This window comes from Halarchaeum nitratireducens, from assembly GCF_017874695.1.
GTDB lineage: Archaea > Halobacteriota > Halobacteria > Halobacteriales > Halobacteriaceae > Halarchaeum > Halarchaeum nitratireducens.
In genome coordinates this window covers 102,682-122,320 of the sequence record NZ_JAGIKY010000009.1, presented here as the reverse complement: position 1 = coordinate 122,320, position 19,639 = coordinate 102,682, and the positions used below count along the sequence as shown (strand labels likewise).

General features: G+C 70.3%; 16 protein-coding genes and 1 tRNA gene. 8 read left to right on the top strand and 9 right to left on the bottom strand.

The window, feature by feature from the left end; translation table 11 throughout:
• The first annotated feature begins 105 nt into the window (after window positions 1-105).
• Together J2754_RS10290 and J2754_RS10285 are read left to right on the top strand one after the other, a co-directional pair.
• Window positions 106-903, top strand: coding sequence for a DUF7260 family protein (locus J2754_RS10290; RefSeq protein WP_211087352.1), 798 nt, complete (start codon window positions 106-108; stop codon window positions 901-903).
• A 107-nt stretch (window positions 904-1,010) separates the two neighbouring features.
• The gene (locus J2754_RS10285) at window positions 1,011-2,042 is read left to right on the top strand and encodes a DHH family phosphoesterase (RefSeq protein WP_211087351.1); all 1,032 of its coding nucleotides are present in this window, start codon (window positions 1,011-1,013) and stop codon (window positions 2,040-2,042) included.
• A 76-nt stretch (window positions 2,043-2,118) separates the two neighbouring features.
• Here the strand turns inward: J2754_RS10285 and J2754_RS10280 are convergent, their stop codons facing one another.
• Together J2754_RS10280 and proB are read right to left on the bottom strand one after the other, a co-directional pair.
• Window positions 2,119-3,477, bottom strand: a complete 1,359-nt coding sequence (locus J2754_RS10280) for a glutamate-5-semialdehyde dehydrogenase (protein ID WP_211087350.1) — start codon at window positions 3,475-3,477, stop codon at window positions 2,119-2,121.
• The gene (proB, locus tag J2754_RS10275; protein WP_211087349.1) at window positions 3,470-4,312 is read right to left on the bottom strand and encodes a glutamate 5-kinase; all 843 of its coding nucleotides are present in this window, start codon (window positions 4,310-4,312) and stop codon (window positions 3,470-3,472) included. Before proB ends, J2754_RS10280 begins: the two co-directional genes overlap by 8 nt.
• A 141-nt stretch (window positions 4,313-4,453) precedes the next feature.
• Here proB and J2754_RS10270 point away from each other — a divergent pair, with 141 nt between their 5' ends.
• Window positions 4,454-5,716 carry an outer membrane protein assembly factor BamB family protein gene (locus J2754_RS10270; RefSeq protein ID WP_211087348.1) on the top strand — a complete coding sequence of 421 codons (1,263 nt, stop codon included), beginning with the start codon at window positions 4,454-4,456 and terminating at the stop codon, window positions 5,714-5,716.
• A gap of 146 nt (window positions 5,717-5,862) precedes the next feature.
• Window positions 5,863-7,056: an outer membrane protein assembly factor BamB family protein gene (locus J2754_RS10265; RefSeq protein ID WP_211087347.1), complete on the top strand. Its 1,194-nt coding sequence runs from the start codon at window positions 5,863-5,865 to the stop codon at window positions 7,054-7,056.
• Between the two features lie 9 nt (window positions 7,057-7,065).
• On the opposite strand, the gene J2754_RS10260 is transcribed toward J2754_RS10265, so the two are convergent.
• From J2754_RS10260 to J2754_RS16600, 4 genes are read right to left on the bottom strand one after another with little or no spacing between them, the layout of a single operon-like run.
• Window positions 7,066-8,076 (bottom strand): presenilin family intramembrane aspartyl protease PSH, encoded by a 1,011-nt coding sequence (locus J2754_RS10260; protein ID WP_188879365.1) that lies wholly within the window; start codon window positions 8,074-8,076, stop codon window positions 7,066-7,068.
• A gap of 36 nt (window positions 8,077-8,112) precedes the next feature.
• Complete coding sequence (locus tag J2754_RS10255; protein WP_245332968.1) at window positions 8,113-8,337, bottom strand: H/ACA ribonucleoprotein complex subunit GAR1; 225 nt, start codon at window positions 8,335-8,337, stop codon at window positions 8,113-8,115.
• A complete protein-coding gene (gene srp19, locus J2754_RS10250) occupies window positions 8,334-8,615 on the bottom strand; it encodes a signal recognition particle subunit SRP19 (protein ID WP_211087345.1) in 282 nt (93 codons plus the stop codon). Before srp19 ends, J2754_RS10255 begins: the two co-directional genes overlap by 4 nt.
• A gap of 53 nt (window positions 8,616-8,668) precedes the next feature.
• Window positions 8,669-10,912, bottom strand: a complete 2,244-nt coding sequence (locus J2754_RS16600; RefSeq protein WP_211087344.1) for an ABC transporter substrate-binding protein — start codon at window positions 10,910-10,912, stop codon at window positions 8,669-8,671.
• A gap of 59 nt (window positions 10,913-10,971) precedes the next feature.
• Here J2754_RS16600 and J2754_RS10240 point away from each other — a divergent pair, with 59 nt between their 5' ends.
• The 3 genes from J2754_RS10240 (at window position 10,972) to J2754_RS10230 (ending at window position 14,283) form a co-directional block, all read left to right on the top strand.
• A complete protein-coding gene (locus J2754_RS10240) occupies window positions 10,972-11,991 on the top strand; it encodes an iron chelate uptake ABC transporter family permease subunit (RefSeq protein WP_211087343.1) in 1,020 nt (339 codons plus the stop codon).
• A complete protein-coding gene (locus J2754_RS10235) occupies window positions 11,992-13,155 on the top strand; it encodes a heme ABC transporter ATP-binding protein (protein WP_211087342.1) in 1,164 nt (387 codons plus the stop codon).
• A 69-nt stretch (window positions 13,156-13,224) separates the two neighbouring features.
• Window positions 13,225-14,283 carry a thermonuclease family protein gene (locus J2754_RS10230; protein ID WP_342590117.1) on the top strand — a complete coding sequence of 353 codons (1,059 nt, stop codon included), beginning with the start codon at window positions 13,225-13,227 and terminating at the stop codon, window positions 14,281-14,283.
• A gap of 812 nt (window positions 14,284-15,095) precedes the next feature.
• On the opposite strand, the gene J2754_RS10225 is transcribed toward J2754_RS10230, so the two are convergent.
• On the bottom strand, window positions 15,096-16,340 hold the full coding sequence (locus tag J2754_RS10225; protein ID WP_211087341.1) for an orc1/cdc6 family replication initiation protein: 1,245 nt from the start codon (window positions 16,338-16,340) through the stop codon (window positions 15,096-15,098).
• Window positions 16,341-17,026: 686 nt separating this feature from the next.
• Between J2754_RS10225 and J2754_RS10220 the strand changes: the two genes are divergently transcribed.
• Window positions 17,027-17,695: a glycerophosphodiester phosphodiesterase gene (locus J2754_RS10220; RefSeq protein WP_188879374.1), complete on the top strand. Its 669-nt coding sequence runs from the start codon at window positions 17,027-17,029 to the stop codon at window positions 17,693-17,695.
• 91 nt (window positions 17,696-17,786) lie between these two features.
• Here the strand turns inward: J2754_RS10220 and J2754_RS10215 are convergent, their stop codons facing one another.
• Together J2754_RS10215 and J2754_RS10210 are read right to left on the bottom strand one after the other, a co-directional pair.
• The gene (locus J2754_RS10215; RefSeq protein ID WP_211087340.1) at window positions 17,787-19,181 is read right to left on the bottom strand and encodes an NAD-dependent succinate-semialdehyde dehydrogenase; all 1,395 of its coding nucleotides are present in this window, start codon (window positions 19,179-19,181) and stop codon (window positions 17,787-17,789) included.
• 250 nt (window positions 19,182-19,431) lie between these two features.
• Window positions 19,432-19,504: transfer RNA gene (locus tag J2754_RS10210), tRNA-Thr, on the bottom strand.
• Window positions 19,505-19,639 lie beyond the last annotated feature (135 nt).

The window sequence follows — 19,639 nt, the reverse complement described above, 5'->3', positions numbered from 1 at the left end:
CGACGCGTGGCTCGCGCGGGCGCGAACCCACCCCTCGTGAGCGCTATTGAGACCGCTATACACCTCCTAGCAAGGTACTCGGGTGCCACCGTCGTCGCTGGGCGTATGGCGACGCTCGCAGACAGACGCGGGACGCGGGGCGGCCGAGAGCCGACCGGAGACGGGTTCGAGAGCGCGCGGCGGGCGATCGAGCGCGAACGCGAGGTCCTCGACGCCGAGCGCGACGCCTTCGGCGCGTTCGCCCGGCGCGTCGACGCGCTCGGGACGACCGACACCGCCGGCGACCCCTACGGCGGACTGCTCGCCGGCCGCGGCGACGGGCGGGCGAGCTCGGGGGTCCGCGAGGCGTACGCGGAGACGGTGATGGCCGTCCCGCACTACGACGCGGAGTACGGCGAGTCGTACCGCGAGCACCTCGCGGCGGAGTTCGGCCCCGCGCTCGCCGCCGCGCTCCGCGACGAGCCGGGACTCCCCGCCTTCCTCCAACAGCAGGTCGTCGCCGCGGCTCGCGACGCCGAGGAGAGCCGTGCGGCCGTCGTGGTGGCGCTCGATCGCGAGCGCGACGCCCTCGACTCCGCGGCGGCCGCCCTCGCCGATGTCGAGACGGAGCGCGCCGTCGTCGACTCCCGGCCCTTCGCCTCCTGCGAGCGGGCAGCGCTCGTCCGCCTGCGCGACGACCTCGACGACCTCGCGGCGCGCTGCGAGTCGCTCGCGGAACGCCGACAGGCGGGTGACCTCCGTCCGGAGCGACAGGTCCCCGCGTCGTTCGACGCACCGGGCTTCGAGGAGTACGTCTACGGCGAGACGGGGACGACGTACCCCGTCCTCTCGGCGATCGCGCGGGAGAGCGAGCGCGTCGAGCGAACGCGCGCGGCGGTCGATCGGGCGCTCGACTCGCGCTGACGGGCGAGCGACGAGTGACCGAGAGCCGGCGAGCGACCGCCGTCGCCCGCGCCCACACCGCCCGGCGGCCACCCACCACTATGCGTCCCGGCCGTGAACGAACCCGCATGACCGCCGCGGATCTCCGCGACCTGCTCGCCGAGGCGACGGACCTCACGATCGTCTGTCACAACAACCCGGACCCGGACTGCCTCGCGAGCGCGCTGGCGCTCGGGCGCATCGCCGCCGCGGCGGGGGTCGACGAGCGGCGCATCCTCTACAGCGGCGATATCTCCCACCAGCAGAACCGGGCGTTCGTCAACCTCCTCGACGTCGACCTCGCGTCGCTCGATCCGGCGACCGTCCTCGACCGCGAGACCGGATCGCTCCTCGCGTTCGTCGATCACGGCGTCCCGGGACGGAACAACCGCGTCCCGGAGGGCACGCCGGTCGACATCGTGATCGATCACCACCCCCACGAGGCGCTCGACGCGCGCTTCGTCGACCACCGCGAGGACGTCGGCGCGACGGCGACGATCCTCACCGAGTACGTCCGCGAGCTCGACGTCGAACTCGACGCGACGCTCGCCACCGCGCTCCTGTTCGCCATCCGCCGCGAGACGCTCGGTTTCCTCCGCGGCGTGACGCGCGCCGAGTACGAGGGCGCGGCGTTCCTCCACGAGCCGGCGGACGCCGATCTCCTGCGCCGTCTCGCCTCTCCCGCGGTCACCGGCGCGACCGCCGACGCCATCGCCACCGCGATCGAGAACCGCTCGATTCGCGGGTCGACCCTCCTCTCGAACGTCGGCCGGACGAGCGAGCGCGACGCCCTCCCGCAGGCCGCCGACTACCTCGCCACGCTCGAAGGCGTCGAGACCGCGGTCGTCTTCGGGATCGTGGACGAGCGCGTCCAGCTCAGCGCCCGCTCGACGGACTCCCGAGTGCACGTCGGGGACGCGCTCGCCGACGCCTTCGACGACGTCGGGAACGCCGGCGGCCACCGCGAGATGGCGGGCGGCGAGATCCCGCTCGGCATCTTCGCGGACCCCGCCGCCGACGGCGAGACCCTCTGCGATCTCGTCGAGACGGTCGTCGTCGCACGCCTCGCCGACGCATTCGGGCTGAGCGACGTCGAAGGCGAGGCGGAAACGGAGGAGTAGGGGCTCGGCCGGCGCGGCGCGAGGAGACGGCCGGGCGCGCTCGCTCCGCGGTGTTCGCGCGCCGTGCGGGACGACGCTACGAGTCGGACAGGTGTCCGGGCACCCACTCGCCGTCGAACTCCTCGTGGAGGAACGGCTTCGGGTTCTCGCCGGCGTAGGAGGCGACGAGCTGGCCGTCGCCTTCGAGGTAGTACTTGTAGGTGGTGAGCCCGTCGAGACCGACGGGACCGCGGGCGTGTATCTTGCCCGTGCTGATGCCGACCTCCGCGCCGAGGCCGTAGCGGTAGCCGTCGGCGAAGCGCGTCGAGGCGTTGTGGAAGACGCTCGCGGCGTCGACCCGGCGCATGAAGTCGCCGGCGCGATCGGCGTCGTCGGTCAGGATCGACTCGGTGTGCTTCGAGCCGTTGGCGTTGACGTGCGCGACCGCGTCGTCGAGCGAGTCGACAACCTTCACGGCGAGGACGAGGTCACCGTACTCCTGCGTCCAGTCGGCCTCGCGGGCGGGTGCGACGTCGACGTCAGTGTCGGCGTCGGCGGCGATCTCGCGGGTTCGGTCGTCGCCGCGGAGCTCGACGCCGGCGTCGTCGTAGCGCGCGAGCACGTCCGGGAGGAACTCGTCGGCGACCGACGCGTGGACGAGCAGCGTCTCGACGGCGTTGCAGACCGCGGGGTACTGGACCTTCGCGTCCAGGGCGACGTCCGCGGCCGTGTCGAGGTCGGCGTCGCGGTCGACGTAGACGTGACAGACGCCCTCCGTGTGCCCGAGGACGGGGATCTTCGTGTTGTCCTGGACGTATTGGACGAAGGCCGAGCTCCCGCGGGGCATCACGAGGTCGACGGACTCGTCCATCCCGAGGAGGGTGTCGACGTCCTCACGGGCCTCGATGAGCTGCGCCCAGCCGTCGGGCATCTCGTCGGTGGCGTCGCGGATGAGCTCGTAGAGGACGCGATTCGAGTGCGTCGCCTCGCTGCCGCCCTTGAGGATGACCGCGTTCCCGGACTTCAGGGCGAGCGCGGCGATCTGGACGAGCGCGTCCGGCCGGGACTCGAAGACGGTGGCGACGACGCCGATCGGGACGCCGACCTTGTAGAGTTCGAGCGCCTCGTCGAGCCGTCTGGCCTCCAGAGTCTCACCGAGCGGGTCGCGTTGGTCGGCGACGCTGCGCACCATCTCGGCGATGCTCTCGACCTTCGCGGCGTCGAGCGTCAGCCGATCGACGAACGACTGGGTGTAGTCCCCCGCCGCGAGTTTCTCCTCCGCCGCGGCGACGTCCGTCTCGTTCGCGTCGAGGATCTCGTCCGCGGCGTCCTCGATGGCGTCCGCGACGGCGCGGAGCGCGGCGCTCCGGTCGTCGTCGGAGACGTTCGCGAGGTCGAGCGCGGCCGCCTCGGCGGCCTCGACCTTCGTCTCGGTGGATGGCTCACTCTCACGCATCGTCGTCACCGTCGATCGGGAGGAATATCGTTCCCACGGGTTCGCCGCGGGCGACGCGTTCGAGGACGTCGGGGGCGTCCGAGGCCGCGATGATCGCGGGCGAGCCGTGTTCGGCGACCTGTCTCGCGCCCTGTACCTTCGTCCGGATGCCGCCGAAGGCGTCCGTCGAGCTGTCCTCGACGAGGTCCTGGATCTCGTCGTAGTTCTCTCCGACCGCCGCGACGCGTCGCGCCCCGTCGTCGCGCTTCGGGTTGCCGGTGTAGACGCCGCCGACGTCCGTGAGCGTCACGAGGAGGTCGACGTCGATGCCGACCGCGAGCGACGAGGAGAGCATGTCGTTGTCGCCGATGCGGATCTCCTCGGTGGCGACCGCGTCGTTCTCGTTCACGACCGGGACGACGCCCCACTCGAAGAGCGTCTCGATCGTGTTCTGGAGGTTCGTGTAGCGCTCGGGGTCCTCCAGGTCGTGTTGGGTGAGGAGGAGCTGGGCGACCTGCGTGTCGTAGCGCCCGAAGCTCTCCGTGTAGCGGTGCATCAGACGGCCCTGTCCGACCGTGGAGAGCGCCTGCGACTCCTCGACGGTCTCGCGGTCCTCGTCGATGTCGAGCATCCCGATCCCCGCGCCGACCGCGCCCGAGGAGACGAGGAGAACCTCCTTCCCGCGTTCGCGCAGCGCCGCGATGTCGTCGACGAGCTTGTCGAGCTTCGCGTCGTCGAGGTTCGAATCGTCATCCGTGAGCGAGTTCGTCCCCGCCTTCACGACGACGCGCTCGGCGTCCGCGGCGAGCCGGCGCGCCGTCGTCGCGTCCGGCCCGGTATCGACGGCGTTAGACACGCCCGCTCACCCCGGCGTCGGTGCGGTCCGTGTGCGTCATTACGTCGAACCACGCGCCGAAGCGCTCATACACCCTTTGGTTCCGCGCGTCGGCGCGTGCCGGCCGAAGACACTTACCCAATCCGGGTGAAGCGGGCGGACATGGAACGGCCCCGAACGCGACGCCGCGCCCTCCACGCGCTCGGTACCGGTCTCGTCGCGGCCCTCGCCGGCTGTCTCGACGGCGGAGGGAGCGAGGAGACGACGAGCACCGAGACGACGCGAACGACGTCCCGCGGCACCGGTGCGGGCATCGACGAGCGCGAGACCGCGACGCCGCCCGGCGAGCCCGCGCTCTCCCCGACGGGCGCGTGGCCGCGACCGCGCTTCGACGCCGCGAACACCGCCGCGAATCCCGACGGCGCGGGCCTGCGCGACGGCGAGCAGTACTGGCGACTCGACGCCGGGACCGCCGCCGTGCTCGCCGACGGCACGCTCTACAACACGTATCGGCGCGGGCAGGACCGCACCGACCTGACGCGGCGCGACCCGGCGACGATGGCCGTCTCGTCGCGCACGGCGCTCGTCGACTACGGCGTGGACGGGCCGCCCGTCGTCGGGGACGGCCGCGCGTACGTCTCGACCTTCGACGAGGTCATCTGTCTCGCCGCCGAGCGCGACGCCGTGCTGTGGCGCGGCCCGAAGATGGACGGGATCCAGTGTCCGCCGGCCCTCACGGACGGCGTCGTCTACGTCAACAGCGGCGGCTTCGAGCGGACGCCCGCACACCTCCGCGCGTTCGACGCCGCGGACGGCGCGGAGCGCTGGCGCTACGACACCGCCGCGGAGTCGAAGGGGACGCCCGCGGTCGCGGCCGGGACGGTGTACGTCGCGGCGCGCGACGGCCTCCACGCCGTCGATGCCGAAAGCGGCGAGCGGGTCTTCCGCCAGCCCGCGGTCTCCGAGCCGTGGTCGACGCCGGTCGCGGCGCACGGCGCGGTGTACGCGTTCGGCGGCGACGAGAACGAGTCGCTCGTCGCGGTGGATACGGCGAGCGGCGACATCCGGTGGCGGACGGCGCTCCCGCGGATGGGGAACGCCCCGCCGGTCGCGGACGCGTCGCATCTCTATGTCGGCACCGAGTCGGGGGTCGCGGCGCTCGATCCCGAGGACGGATCGGTCGCCGCGCGCCTCGGTGGCGGTGGCACGCCGGCGGCGCTCGCCGGCGACATCGTCTACGCGGCCGATCGCGGGACGCTCCGCGCGCTCGACCGCGAGGGGAGCGGCGAGCTGTGGTCGCACGAGACGGAGCGAGTGCAGGTGACGGACGTGCTCTCGCAGTCGATCCACGGCGTCACGCCCGTCGACGGCGGGGTGTACGTGCACGCCGCGGACGGCTTCCACGGTATCGGGCCGACGCGCTAGACGGGGGACTCAGAAGTAGGGGCCGAGACCGAGCGCCGAGACGAGCGAGAGCCCGGCGGCGAGCGGTCTCTCCCGGGTCAGGAAACCATTCGGTACCGGCCGTGCGCACCCGAAGACACTTGTCCGCGGCAACTGCAGGCAGATGCGTGACACGTCCCCGAACGCGACGCCGCGCCCTCCACGCGCTCGGTACCGGTCTCGCCGCGGCCCTCGCCGGCTGTGGTGGGGACGGCAGCCGGACGGACGAGAGTGGCTCAACTGGGCCTCCCGGGTCGCCCGCCCTCGATGCCGACGGGACGTGGCCGAGTCACCGGTACGACGCCACGAACGCCGCCGTCGTCGCGGACGGCACCGGCCTACTCGACATCGAGACGTACTGGATACTCGACGCGGGCGGCGTGCCTGTCGTCTCGGACGACGCGCTCTACAACTGGACACCCGATGCATCGCGGACGACACTCACGCAGCGGAGGCCGGGGACCGCCGCAGCGACCGGTCGGGTTTCTCTCGCCAGCGCTGGCGCGAAAGGCTCTCCGACGGTCGCCGACGGTGGTGTCTACGGAACGGATGCGGAACGGGCATACCGATTCGATATCACGGCTGATGCGACCCGATGGCGTGGCCCCACGATGCCCGGGATCGAGGTGCCGCCGACGGTCGCCGGCGGCGTCGTCTACGTCCGTACCGGCGGCGGTGAGCGTACCCACCCGCACCTTCGCGCGCTCGACGCCCAGTCGGGTGAAACGCGCTGGCGTCACGAGACCGCAGGGGAGACCGGTGCACCGATCGCCGTGTCGGACACCACCGTCTACCTCACGGACGGTGACGGACTGCACTCGCTCGATACGCGGAACGCTGAGACACGATGGCATCGCGCACTTTCAGGTGTCGGATGGAGCACACCGGTCGTGTCGCACGGCTCGGTGTACGTCGTCGACGACACTGCGGGCCTCGTCGCGTTCGACGCCGGGACGGGCGAGGAACGGTGGCGGGCGCTCGGCGAACGCGACATCGTCGACCCGCCCGTCGCCGCGGAGGACGCCGTACACGTCGGCGGCGATCGTCTCGTCTCACTCCATCCGAACGACGGGCGCGTCGTTACCGAATTCGAGGAGTCAGGAGACCCAGTCGGACGTCGCGGTGACACACTCTACGCCGTGGACGGGGACACGCTTCGGGCGTTCGACGTCGGCGACGGGCGCCAACGGTGGTGGTACGCGACGGGGTCAGCGACCGACGGAGACACGATCGTCCGCGGGATCCACGGCGTCACGCCTGTCGACAGCGCGGTGTACGTGCACGCCGCGGACGGACTCCACGGTATCGGGCCGACGCGCTAGACGGGAGAGCTAGAGGTAGGGCCCGAGGCCGAGCGCCGAGACGAGCGAGAGCCCGGAGGCGAGCGCGCCGACGAGGTAGCCGCCGATCGCGCCGCCGTTGAGGAGCGGGAGGCCGGCGTGCGCGCGGCCCTGCAGGACCATCCGCAGGAGGACGAGGAGGCCGAGCGTCGTGCCGACGATGGCGGTCGCGGCGGGGAGCGGGACGCCGGCGACGTGCGGGACGTCGGTGACGAAGAAGGCCGCGGAGGCGACCATCACGGTCGGCATCACGGCGTCCCCGAGGCCGATCATGATGCTGTCGCGGCCCTCCTCGCCGTGCGTCTCGGCCTCGCCCTCGCGCTCGCTGGCGGCCGTGCCCTCGTCGCTCTGTCCGTCGGCTTCCGCAGCCACGTCGTCGTCGCGCGCGGCGACCTCGGCGGCACGTTCGCGGAAGGAGTAGCCCCGGACGGTCGGGTAGACGAGGAGGACGGGGACTTTGAGCTCGACGACGCCGGAGGCGAGCGTGAGCATGTGTTCGGTGCCGTAGACGCTGATCGCGTCGTAGACGGCGAGCGCGCCGAGGAGGACGATCGCGGGGAGGACGCCGAAGCTGATGCCGAAGAGCGCGCCCGCGCCCGCGCCCATCACGACGCCCGCGAGGTCGATCACCCACCACTCCGGGTAGGCGTAGAGGGCGACGACGAGGACGCCGGCAGCGGCGTAGGGGAGGACGTTCACGCCGCCGACGACCACGCCGGGGAAGATGCCGACGACGTAGGCGGTGATCATCCCGCCCGTGAGGACGATGAAGGCCCGGAGAATGCGTTTGCCGCCGTACTTCAGGGCGACGAGGATGGCGGCCGTGGCGACGAGCAGGACGCCGACGTACACGACGCTGTTGACGGGGTTCTGGGGGTCCGGTACGGTCTGATAGCCCGCCTGCTTGAACGGCTCGACGAGCGCGAGCGCGCCGAGCTGGACGGCGAGGAAGGTGACGACGATGCCCGCGCAGGCGGCGAGCACGCCCTGTCGCTGAGTCATACCGGCGAAACCCGCGCCCGGTCCTTCGCCCTTTCGCTACCGGACGTAGAGTTTCGCGCCGAGGAGTTCCGCGGGCGTCGCGTCGTCTGGCGTCACCGCGAGATAGGGCTTCGAGACCGGCCCGAAGACGTCGACGACGCGCCCGACGTCGGTGAGTCGCTCGTCGACGACTTCCGCGCCGATGTCGGGATGTTCGTCGTCGGGACAGCGGACGATGGCCAGCCCCTGCGCGCTCCTGACGACGTCGCCGGCGCGCTTCATTCGCGGAGGGTGGCGACGTACGCGCCGACGGCCTGCAGGAGGTCGGACTTCCCGGCGTCGTCCGCGCCCTTCACGAGGACGCGCCCGGACTCCGTCCATCCCTGTCGGGGATAGGACTTCTCACGTTCGATGACGGCGTCGTAGCCGACCTGCCCGACGGCCTGCGCGATCTCGTCCACCGTCGGATCCTCGACGGCGAGCGAGCGCGGGACGCGGCGGCCCTCACGACGCGAGAGAGTGGCATCGAAGTAGGCGGGCCAGATGACGTTCTCGACCATACCGAGGCTAGTCGACGCCGTGGGTAAAACGTGTCGGAGGCGCGCGTCGCGCGTCAGCGCCGCCGCAACAGGTACGCGGCGAGCGCGAACGCCAGCGCCGCGACTGCTGGTCCGAAGCCGGGCGACGATCCCGACGACGTGCTCGTGGAGCTCGCGGTGCTCGTCACGGTCGACGTGGTCGTCTCGTTCGTCGTCGCGGTCGTGACCGTCGCGGTACCGTTGTGCGACTCCGACGACGTGCTCGTCGTCTCGTTCGCCGTCGTTTCGCTCGCGTTCTCCGCGGCCGTCGCGTTCGTCGACCCGATGGCGAACGCGGAGAAGCCGGGAGTCGTCGCCGCGTACGCGCTCCCGTTCAGATGCTCCGTCGGGAGCGCGCCCCACGACGCGTCGTGGTAGCGGTAGAGCGCGACATCCGAGGGTCCGGTGCCGTTCGGGAGGTCGACCGGCGCGACACGGAAGCGGATCGTCGCCTCGCTGACGTTCGCGTCGGAGACGCCGGTCGCGTTCAGGACGAAGTAGCGCATCGCGCTCGCGTTCGCAGCGTCGAGCGGAGCGGTCCCGTTCGGGGCCGCGCTCGTGGGATCACCGACGGAGAGCGTCAGGTTCCCGGGCCGCGCGTCGTTCGCGAGCGAAACGGTCGCGCCCGTGACGGCCGTCGTGTTCGCGGTAGCGTTCACAGTAGACGCGTTCGCGGTGGCGTTCGCAGCGGACGCGTTTGCGGTCGACGCGGTCACGTTGACGCTCAACGCGTTCTCCACGCCGAGCGTGGCGTTCGCGAAGTCCACGCTAACGTTGCCAGTCGCGTTGCGGACTGTCGCCGTGACGGACGCGTTCGCGCGGGTGACCGACACGGTGGTGTTCGGCGTCGCGTTCGTCGCGGAGGCCGTCGTCGTCGGAGTGACGATGTGGTCGTGGTCGTGAGAATCGCTGTCGAGCGGGCCACTAGACGGGACCGACGAGCCGGTGACGGCGTCCCACGCGTCCGGGTGGATCGCACGCGTGATGTTCTCGATGGCGTAGACGACGCGCGGGGCGGGCTGCGAGAGGTGATTCGCGTTCACTTTCACGACGTTCCCGTTCTGGTAGGCCGCCGTGTGCGTCACCGTCTGCGTCTGCGGGAGGAGGTCTTTCGCGTCCTTGGACTTCGTCGCGTCCGTGTACGTCCCGAGGAGCCAGTCGGGGTTCTGCTGGACGACGAACTCCTCGCTCGGACGGGGGTAGGACGTACTGAAGTCGCCGTCGAGCGCGATGTTATGCGCGCCCGCGAGACCCATGACGTCCGAGATGAATGAACCCGGACCCGGCGTGTAGCCCCCGGTCTGGGGGTAGTAGATCGTCGGCGTGTCGTCGGCGCGCTCGTGGACCGCCTCGACGGTGTTTAGGTGCTCCTCCATCAGATCGACGGTGTCGTCCGCCTCGTCGCACGTCCCGATCAGGTGCCCGACCAGTCTCGTTTTCGACTCGATGGCGTCGATGCTCGCCGCCTCGTCGAACTTGTAGACCGTGATTCCGGATTTGCGGAGCGTCGTGGCGGTCGAGTTCTCCTGAATGTTAGCGAGGAGGACGAGGTCGGGCGACTGCGCGATGACCCTCTCCGTCTTCGCTTTCCCCCTCGACCCCGTGACGGTCGGCTTCGCGCTCGCGTTGTCGAGGTACGAGGTGTAGGAGGAAATCCCGACGACGCGATCCTGCGCGTCGAGCTCCCAAACAGTCTGCGCAGTGCTCGCGCCGACGACGACGATGCGCTCCGGCGCGCCCTCGACCGTGACGCTCGTTCCCGTCGCGTCCGTCGAGGTGAACGGGTACGAACACGTCGAGGGGACCGTCGAATACGTCGTATTGGTGTCGGTCGTGCTGTCGTTCGTCGTGGTGGTGGTGGTGTCGTCCGTAGTAGTGGTGTCGTTGGTCGTCGTAGTGCTGCTCGTCGTGGTGGTGTCGTCCGCAGTCGTCGTAGTGGTGTCGTTCGTCGTCGTGGTGGTGGTGTCGTCCGCAGTCGTCGTAGTGGTGTCGTTCGTCGTCGTGGTATCGTTGGTCGTCGTCGTCGTGGTATCCGTCGTCGTGGTGGTGTTGTCCGTAGTAGTATCGTTGGTCGTCGTTGTCGTGGTATCCGTCGTCGTGGTCGTAGTGTCAGTAGTCGTCGTGGTGTCTGTCGTCGTTGTCGTGCTGTCGTTCGTCGCGGCCGTCGGGACGTCGATGGCCGACGGCGCGTCGTCCGGCGTCGCCGCGAGCGCTCCGCCGGTCGACCCGGCGAGCGCCGCGACGAGGACGAGCACGACGAGGAACGGTGCTCGGTTCACGTTCTCCCGTCACCGCCTGTTCAATAAGTATTTACCTACTGCAAGTCGACTTGTCACCGATGCCCCTGGGTCGGCTCCGCGTCGCAGCGTGGACGAGCGCCCTCGCCGTTCTGCTCGTCGCCGTCTGCGTCGCCGGGGCCGCGATGGGGACCATCGACATCCCGCCGCGATTCGTCGTCGCCAGCGTCCTCCACGCCGTCGGCGTCTCGACGGGCGTCAGCGTCCCCGACCCGTACCCCTTCGTCGTCATGGTCCTCCGAATGCCCCGCGTCGCCCTCGGCGCGGTGGTCGGCGCGGGCCTCGCCAGCGCGGGCGCCGTGATGCAGGGATTCTTCCGCAACCCCATGGCCGACCCCGCGATCATCGGCGTCTCCTCCGGCGCGGCCGCGGGCGCCGTGCTCGTCATCGCCGCCGGCGTCGCGCTCCCGCTCATCCTTCCGCTCGCGGCCTTCTGCGGCGCGCTCCTCGCCGCGTTCGGCGTCTACACCATCGCCACCGAAGGCGGCCGGACGCCCGTCGCCACACTCCTTCTCGCGGGCGTCGCCGTCCAGACCTTCCTCGGCGCGGTCGTCAGCCTCCTGCTCGTCCGCACCGACGATCACAGCCTCCGCGAGGCCATCGTCTGGCTGATGGGGAGCCTCCGCAACACGATGTGGAGCGAGGTCGCCGTCGCCCTCCCCGTCGTCCTCGTCGGCGTCGTCGTCCTGTTCGCCTACGCCCGCGACCTGAACGTCCTCCTGCTCTCCGAGGAGGACGCCCACGCGCTCGGCATCGAAGTCGAGCGCACCAAGCGCGTCCTCCTCGCCGTCTCGGCGGTCGTCACCGCGGCGTGCGTCGCGTTCGTCGGCATCATCGGTTTCGTCGGCCTCGTCGTCCCTCACGTCATGCGCCTCCTCGTCGGCCCCGACCATCGCATCCTTCTCCCGACGAGCGCACTCGCCGGCGGCGTCTTCCTCGTCGCCGTCGACACCGCGACGCGCCTCGGAGCGACCAGCCTCCCCGTCGGCGTCGCCACCGCGTTCGTCGGCGCGCCCTTCTTCCTCTACCTCCTCCGGAAACGCGAGGTGCACGAGCTCTAAATGGACGCGACCGACCTCGTAGTCTCTCTCGGCGGGGCGACGGTCCTCGACGGCGTCTCGCTCTCGGTCGAAGCGGGCGAGCTCGTCGGTCTCGTCGGACCGAACGGAGCGGGCAAGACCACGCTCCTGCGCACGCTCGCGGGCTACCTCACCCCGGACGCGGGGTCGGTGCGCGTCGACGGCGACGACGTCCACGCGCTCACGTCGAAGGCCGCGAGCCGCCGCGTCGCCGTCGTTCCCCAGTCGAGCGCGTTCTCCTTCGACTTCGCCGTCCACGACGTGGTCGCCATGGGTCGGCACCCGTATCGCTCGCGCCTGCGCCCCGCGGACGACGCGGACGGTGCGGCGCGCGTCGAGGCGGCGCTCGAACGCTGCGAGCTCACCGACCTCGCGGACCGACCGGTCACCGCGGTCAGCGGCGGGGAGCGCCGGCGCGTCCTCCTCGCCCGCGCGCTCGCGCAGGACACGCCCGTGACGCTCCTCGACGAACCCACCGCGGGGCTCGACGTCAACCATCAGATCCGCACGCTCGACCTGATCCGCGACCTCGTCGACGACGGACGGCGGGCCGTCGCCGCGATCCATGATCTCGGACTCGCCGCGCGCTACTGCGATCGCCTCGTCGTGCTCTCGGGGGGGTGCGTCCACGCCGCCGGCCCGCCGGCCGAGGTGGTGACCCGCGACGCGCTCCGCGACGCCTTCGACGCGACGACCGCCGTCGGCACCGATCCCGTGACCGGCACCCCCTCGGTCACGCCGCTCACGCATCCCGCGAATCGGGACGCGCACGTCCACGTCCTCGGTGCCGGCGACGCCGCCGTCGGACTCCTCGAACCGCTCGTCACCGCTGGCTATCGCGTCACCGTCGGCCCCGTCGTCGACGGCGGCCTCGATCACGAGGCCGCGCGTCGCCTCGATCGCCCCGCGGTGACGACGCCGCCCTTCGGGGCCGTGAGCGACGACGCGTTCGAGCGGGCCGCCGCGTACTGCCGGGGCGCCGACGTGGTAGTCGTCCCCGACGACGCGCGGGCCGTCGGTACGAACGCGCGCCTCGTAGCCGTCGCAGACGAAACCGTGATCGTCGACGACGCTCACGCGGCGGTCCGGGGTCTCGTCGCCGACGCGCTCCGCCGGTCGGGCACGACGTCGGCGTCGGCCGAGTGAGGTGGCGGCGGTGATCGGGGTCGTCCGAGCGGCCGAGGACGTTAAGGGACGAGGCCCGAAACGACCGCCGTGAGACGCGAAACCGGACTCGCGATCGCCCTCTGTCTGCTCTGCGTGCTGTCCGGGTGCGCGACGGGTGGCGCGGGCGGTGCGGGGACGACGGCGATCGGCGGGAACGCGAGCGAGGCGACGACCGCCGGCGCGGGCGACACCGGGAGCGGACCGTCGGAGGCGGAGAGTGCGGCGGCGTTCGCGGGGACGCTGAACGCCACCGTCGTCGACGTCGCGGACGGAGACACCGTCGACGTCCGCTTGGCCAACGGCACCGAGGAGACGATCCGACTGGTCGGCGTCGACACCCCTGAGGTGTGGGTGACGAACACGCCCGGGGAGTTCCGCGGGCTGGCGAACACGTCCGCGACCCGCGACTGCCTCCGCGGGTGGGGGCACGAGGCGAGCGACTACACGACCTCGCGGCTCGCGGGGGCGAACGTCACGCTCGCGTTCGACCCGAACACCGACCGTCGGGGGTACTACGGTCGTCTGCTCGCGTACGTGTACGTGAACGGGACGAACCACAACGCGGCGCTGATCGACCGGGGGCTCGCGCGCGTCTACGACGACAGCGACTTCTCGCGCGAGCCCGCGTTCCGGCGGGCCGAGACGGCCGCCTACGAGAACCGGACGGGCCTGTGGACGTGCGCGGCCACCGCGACGGGCGGGGCGAGCGGGGCGAACGCCGGCGCGACGGGCGGCGAAACGGGTCACGACGCGAACACTGCGACGAGTCGGACCGACGGCCCGATCACTGTCGACGTCCACGCCGACGCCGCGGGTCCGGACACCGAGAACCTGAACGACGAGTACGTTGTCCTGCGGAACGCGGGCGACGCGACGCTCGACCTCGGCGGAACGCGAGTGAGCGACGCCGCCGACCACGCGTACACGGTTCCCGACGGGGTGACGCTCGCACCCGACGCGTCCCTCAGGCTCCATACGGGCGCGGGCACTGACGGACGCGGCGACTACTACTGGAACGCCGGATGCCCCGTCTGGAACAACGGCGGCGACACGGTGACCGTCCGTGCCGCGAACGGCACAGTGCTCGCCACCCGCACGTACGAGTGACGCGTCGACGGCGCGGTCGAGGGGAGGGGGAGCGCGTTCGAGTCGGACGGTGCGAGTGAAGCGGGCGGTACGATCGTCGGGTGGTGTTGTGGCGCACACACCCCACCGTTGCAAGTGTTCTCGGGTCCGGGTCGCTCCGCGTCCGTGAGCGGTGTGGCGATCCGAGTCGACGGGGGGACACCACCGTTGCAAGTGTTTCGTGGATCAGCGACGGGTGAGACGAGCGGGTCTGCGATCCCCCACACACCACTGCTGCAAGTGTTTCGAGAAGCGGCGTGGGGGAGGGGGACGGGATCGATGACGGCGTCGCCGGTGGCTCCGTGTAGATCCACCATCGGTACCGTGTCGTCTCACGGGGCGTACAGCCGGTACGCGACGGTCCACGTGGGTAGAACGGAGGGACGCGCGGCAACGAGAACGCCGTCGAGACGAGGGGCCGTGACGACACGAACGCCACGACGACGCGATCCCGACTCTCCGCCTGACTCCCTCAGCCTCCCTTCTCGACCCTCCATCTTCCGTCCGGACCCTCTCTGTCGCCCTTCTTGACCCCCCCGTCTCGTCACGCGCTCTTTCCCTCGACTCACCCGAACTCTCCCTCTCACTTCTAGCTAGACGCTAGCTAGAGCTAGTAGTAGTAACAATTGATCCTATCACAAGGAATATTGGTACTCATAGTCGCGTCGGAGTGACTCGGATACGGACGAAAGACGAGCTACGCCGTTTCTTCGGGCCGTGCGCCGGTCGGTCTCGACGGGATACGTGGGTTGGGCGTCGCTCACCGCTCGGCGTCGCCGTACCGATCGGTCGCGTCAGGACGAGTCGATGAGGCCCTGTCGCACCGCGGCGCCGCGGAGTCGGTCGGTATCGAGGTTCCCGGTGATGGCGAGGCCGTCGAGCGTCGTGACAACCGCGTCGAGGTCGACGCCGAGCTCGTACTCGTAGTACGCGCCGCCGCTGCGTCCCTCGTTGCGCTCGTGGCGTTCGAGGATGCCGAGCATCACGAGGTCGGAGAGGTGGGCGTGGAGGCTCCGCATCGCCAGCGGGTCGTGATCCGTGCTCGTCGCCACGTCCTCGTAGCGATCGTAGATCGTCTGCCGACGGACCGGCATCTCCTCGCCGAACACCGTCAGCGCGGTGATCGTGTAGAGCGTGAGGTGGTCGTGGCTCGTCAGGTCCTTCATCGACTCCTCGATCTGGCGCTTCTCCAAGCGTGCTCGGGCGTTGCGGACGTGGTGTTCCGTGACGCTCTCGTCGCCGTTTCGCCGCGCGAGGTCGCCCGCCTCGAAGAGGAGGTCCAGCGCCTGTCTGGCGCTCCCGCGGTCTTGGGCGGCGAGCGCCGAGCAGAGGGGCACGACGTCGCTGGACAGCACGCCGTCCTCGAACGCGAGCGCCGAGCGCTTCTCCAGGATGTTCCGGAGTTCGTTCCCGTCGTACGGCGGGAAGTGGATCTCGCGCTCGCAGAGCGTGTCCTCGACGCGCGGATCGAGTTGTTCGCGGAACTTGAAGTCGTTCGAGATGCCGATGATTCCGACCTTCGCCTCGTGGAGGTTTTCGTTCGAGCGCGCCCGCGGGATCTGGTAGAGGAGGCTGTCGTCGTCGCCGATGTAGTCGATCTCGTCGAGGACGACGAGGATCGTCCCGCCGACGTTCTCCAACTCCGCCCAGAGCATGTCGTAGACCGCGTCTCGCGGGTACCCCGTCGTCGAGATCTCCTCGCCCTCCTCGCGGAGCTCGTTTACGAGGTTGACGGCGACGCGGTAGGAGGAGGTGAGGTGTTCGCAGTTGAGGTAGACGGTCGTGACGTCGAGGTCGTCGTAGCGCTCGGCGTCGCGTTCGAGGTGCGAGAGCAGGTATTTGGTAGCGACGGTCTTCCCGACGCCGGTCTTGCCGTAGAGGAAGATGTTCCGCGGTTGCTTGCCGTTGATCACCGGCTGGAAGTACGCCTTGTACTCCTCTAACTCCTCGTCGCGCTCCTCGATCCGCTCCGGCTGATAGTCATCGCGGAGCACGTCTTCGTCGTCGAAGATCGCGTGAGTCCGCTCGAACACCGTCATGCCACGACGGAATCACCCGGTCGGCTAAAACCCACCGATGCAACTGTTACAAGTGTCGCACTTGTTTCGTCCGTTCTCGACTCCCCGATTCGCTTCACCTCCGCCGTCCCTCGCTCCGTCCGTGCTTCCTCGCTTCATCTACCCTCCCACTCACTCACTCACTCACTCATTTCCCATCGATATACACACTCCCTCCCCTTCCCCCGGGCCCACTCGACCTATCCTGCCCCGCTCTACTCACTCTCTCCCACCGTACGTCCACCCCGCCCCCACCTCCACTCCCCGCGCCGAAACACTTGCAACGGTGGTGTGTGGGGGTGGTGTCTCGCCCGCGCCGCGACGTCAGCCCCTCCACCCGGTCGCCCCTTTTCGGTCCACCCTTCGATCTACTCCACTTCCCCTACCGTACCCCCGCCCCCATCCACCCGACCTCCCGAGAACACTTGCAGTAGTGGTGTGTGGGGGCCGCCGACCCGGCCGTCCTCACCCGATCGCGGCGGGGCGAACCGTAGCCGGTCCCGCGACTGTCCACCGTCCCGAGCACTCCCGAGTGCTCCCTATCGCTTCGGAGCGCTCCTAGTAACCGTCAACCGTCGCGGGCTACTCCCGACCGATATGCGCACCGCAATCTCCGTGTGTCCGTCCCGCGACCCCGATCACACCCGACCCGGAGCGCGCGTGCGCCCATGAGTGCCGTTCGGACCATCGCCCACCGCGGCTGCGCCGAGCAGTACCCGGAGAACACCGTCCACGCGATCCGACGAGTCGCCGCTCACGTCGACGCCGTCGAAGTCGACGTCCGCCGCTGTGCCAGCGGCGAGCTCGTCGTCGTCCACGACGCCACGATCGACCGCGTCGCGGACCGGTGTGGTCGCGTCGCCGACCTCACCTACGCCGACCTCGCCGATTGCGACGTCCTCGACACCGGCGACGGCGTCCCGACCCTCGAAGCCGTCTTCGACGCCGTCCCGTCGGACCTCGCGCTCAACGTCGAGCTGAAAGAGACCGGGCTCGCCGACGACGTCGCGGCGCTCGCGGGCGGGCACGATCACGACGTCCTCGTCTCCTCGTTCCTCGTCGACGCGCTCCACGAGAGTCGAGGCGTCGCGCCCGCTCTCGACCGCGCGCTCCTCTTCGACGACGACCGCGAGACGCCGCTCGACGTCGCCGCCGAAATCGAGTGCACCGCCGTCCACCCGTCCGTCGCGCGCTGTCTCGCCACCCCGATCGTCGAGCGCGCCCACGAACGCGGCTTCGACGTGAACGCCTGGACCGTCCGCACCGTCGCCGACGCCGAACGCCTCGCCGAACGCGGCGTCGACGGCATCATCGTCGACCGCCGCGATCTCCTCTAACGGACGGCTCCGCGAGCGGCGGGAAAACCGCACGCCCGCCGGCGTCTCCTCCGCTGACAGTCCGTCCTCCCGCGGGAGTCCGTCGCCCTCGCTACTCCCCGGCGGGCCCGTCCTCCGGCATCTCGGCGTCCTGCACCCAGATCGTCTTCCGATTGACGAACTCGTGGATGCCCATCTCGCCGAGCTCGCGCCCGTAGCCGGAGTCGCCGATGCCGCCGAACGGCAGGCGCGGATCCGACTTCGTGAGCTCGTTCACGAACACCGCACCGCTCTCGATTTCGCGGGCGACGCGCGTCCCGCGTTCGCGGTCCGCCGTCCAGACCGATCCCCCGAGCCCGAGGTCGGTATCGTTCGCAAGCGCGATCGCCCCGGCCTCGTCGGCGACCTCGAACACCGGCGCGACCGGCCCGAAGACCTCCTCGTCGGCGACCGCCGAGTCGCGCGGGACGTCCGTCAACACCGTCGGCGGATAGAAGAAGCCGTCCCGATCGAGGGGGTCGCCGCCGAGCTCGACGGTCGCGCCCGCCGCGACGCTCCGCTCCACCTGGTCGTGGAGGTCGTGCATGAGGTCCGCACGGGCCTGCGGGCCGAGGTCGACGTCGTCCGTCGGATCGCCGACGTCGAGGGCCGCCATCTCCGCGACGAAGGCGTCGACGAACTCGTCGTAGACGGCCTCGTGGACGATGAAGCGCTTCGCGGCGATGCAGGACTGTCCCGAGTTGATCGTCCGCGCACGCGCGCCGGTCTCGGCCGCCGCCGCGATGTCCGCGTCGTCGAAGACGACGAACGGATCGCTCCCGCCGAGTTCGAGAACGGTCTTCTTCAACTCCGCACCGGCGGTCTCCGCGACGGCTCGTCCCGCGTGCTCGCTTCCCGTGAGCGTCACGGCCTTCACGCGCTCGTCCTCGATCACGTCGTCCACGGCGTCCGAACCGACGAGGAGAGTCTGGAAGACGCCGTCCGGATAGCCGGCCTCGCGGAAGACGTCCTCGATGGCCGCGGCACAGCCCGGGACGTTCGAGGCGTGTTTGAGGAGCCCGACGTTCCCCGACGTGAGGTGCGGCGCGGCGAATCGGAACACCTGCCAGAACGGGAAGTTCCACGGCATCACGGCGAGGATCGGGCCGAGGGGCTCGTACGCGACGAACGAGTCGACGCCCGGCTCCGCCCCGATACGCTCGTCTTGGAGGTGTTCACTCGCGTGCTCGGCGTAGTAGTCGCACACCCACGCGCACTTCTCCACCTCCGAGCGCGCCGCCGCCAGCGGCTTGCCCATCTCCGTCGTCATGAGCTCCGCGTACTCGTCTCGGTTCTCCCGGAGCACGTCAGCCGCGTTCGCGAGCAGTTCTTCGCGCTCCGAGAGCGGCGCGTCGCGCCACGACGCGAACGTCTCCTCGGCCGTCGAGAGGGCCTCCTCGACGGCCGTCTCGTCGTCCGCCTCGATCGGATCGAGCGCCTCGCCGGTCGCCGGGTTCACGCGTTCCATGCGCGGGACAACGGCGTCCCGACAGTTGTAGATACGGGCTGGACGCGGTCCGTCGTCCACTCGGCCCGACCGGGCCGCGCCGGCCCCTCGGTCGTCGCCCGTCGTTTCGTCCGTGATACGCCCCGGGACGCGAACGGCGGCCCGATCTCCCGTCGCGTCGCTCAGGACGGTACGAGCGGCGATCGCCGATCGATGACCGAGCCGAAGAGTGAGATACGGACGTCGCTGCGAAGTCGGACGCCGAGAGGAGAGCCGGAGGAGGGATTTGAACCCTCGACCTATTCCTTACGAAGGAATCGCTCTGCCAGCTGAGCTACTCCGGCACACGTCGCCCGGGTCGGGCGCTCGTACTCATTCTCTCGTAGCCGCATGGGAGGAATAAGGCTTGCGAATCGGGGGCGGTCGGCGAGGACGTTCTCACGCTACGGGGTCGCACCGCGGCGGCTCCGCGCCCCGGC

Coding starts and splice junctions, on each gene's coding strand:
- J2754_RS10290 (WP_211087352.1), top strand. CDS start 106: ATGGCGACGCTCGCAGACAGACGCGGGACGCGGGGCGGCCGAGAGCCG.
- J2754_RS10285 (WP_211087351.1), top strand. CDS start 1,011: ATGACCGCCGCGGATCTCCGCGACCTGCTCGCCGAGGCGACGGACCTC.
- J2754_RS10280 (WP_211087350.1), bottom strand. CDS start 3,477: ATGCGTGAGAGTGAGCCATCCACCGAGACGAAGGTCGAGGCCGCCGAG.
- J2754_RS10270 (WP_211087348.1), top strand. CDS start 4,454: ATGGAACGGCCCCGAACGCGACGCCGCGCCCTCCACGCGCTCGGTACC.
- J2754_RS10260 (WP_188879365.1), bottom strand. CDS start 8,076: ATGACTCAGCGACAGGGCGTGCTCGCCGCCTGCGCGGGCATCGTCGTC.
- J2754_RS10255 (WP_245332968.1), bottom strand. CDS start 8,337: ATGAAGCGCGCCGGCGACGTCGTCAGGAGCGCGCAGGGGCTGGCCATC.
- srp19 (WP_211087345.1), bottom strand. CDS start 8,615: ATGGTCGAGAACGTCATCTGGCCCGCCTACTTCGATGCCACTCTCTCG.
- J2754_RS10240 (WP_211087343.1), top strand. CDS start 10,972: ATGCCCCTGGGTCGGCTCCGCGTCGCAGCGTGGACGAGCGCCCTCGCC.
- J2754_RS10235 (WP_211087342.1), top strand. CDS start 11,992: ATGGACGCGACCGACCTCGTAGTCTCTCTCGGCGGGGCGACGGTCCTC.
- J2754_RS10225 (WP_211087341.1), bottom strand. CDS start 16,340: ATGACGGTGTTCGAGCGGACTCACGCGATCTTCGACGACGAAGACGTG.
- J2754_RS10220 (WP_188879374.1), top strand. CDS start 17,027: ATGAGTGCCGTTCGGACCATCGCCCACCGCGGCTGCGCCGAGCAGTAC.
- J2754_RS10215 (WP_211087340.1), bottom strand. CDS start 19,181: ATGGAACGCGTGAACCCGGCGACCGGCGAGGCGCTCGATCCGATCGAG.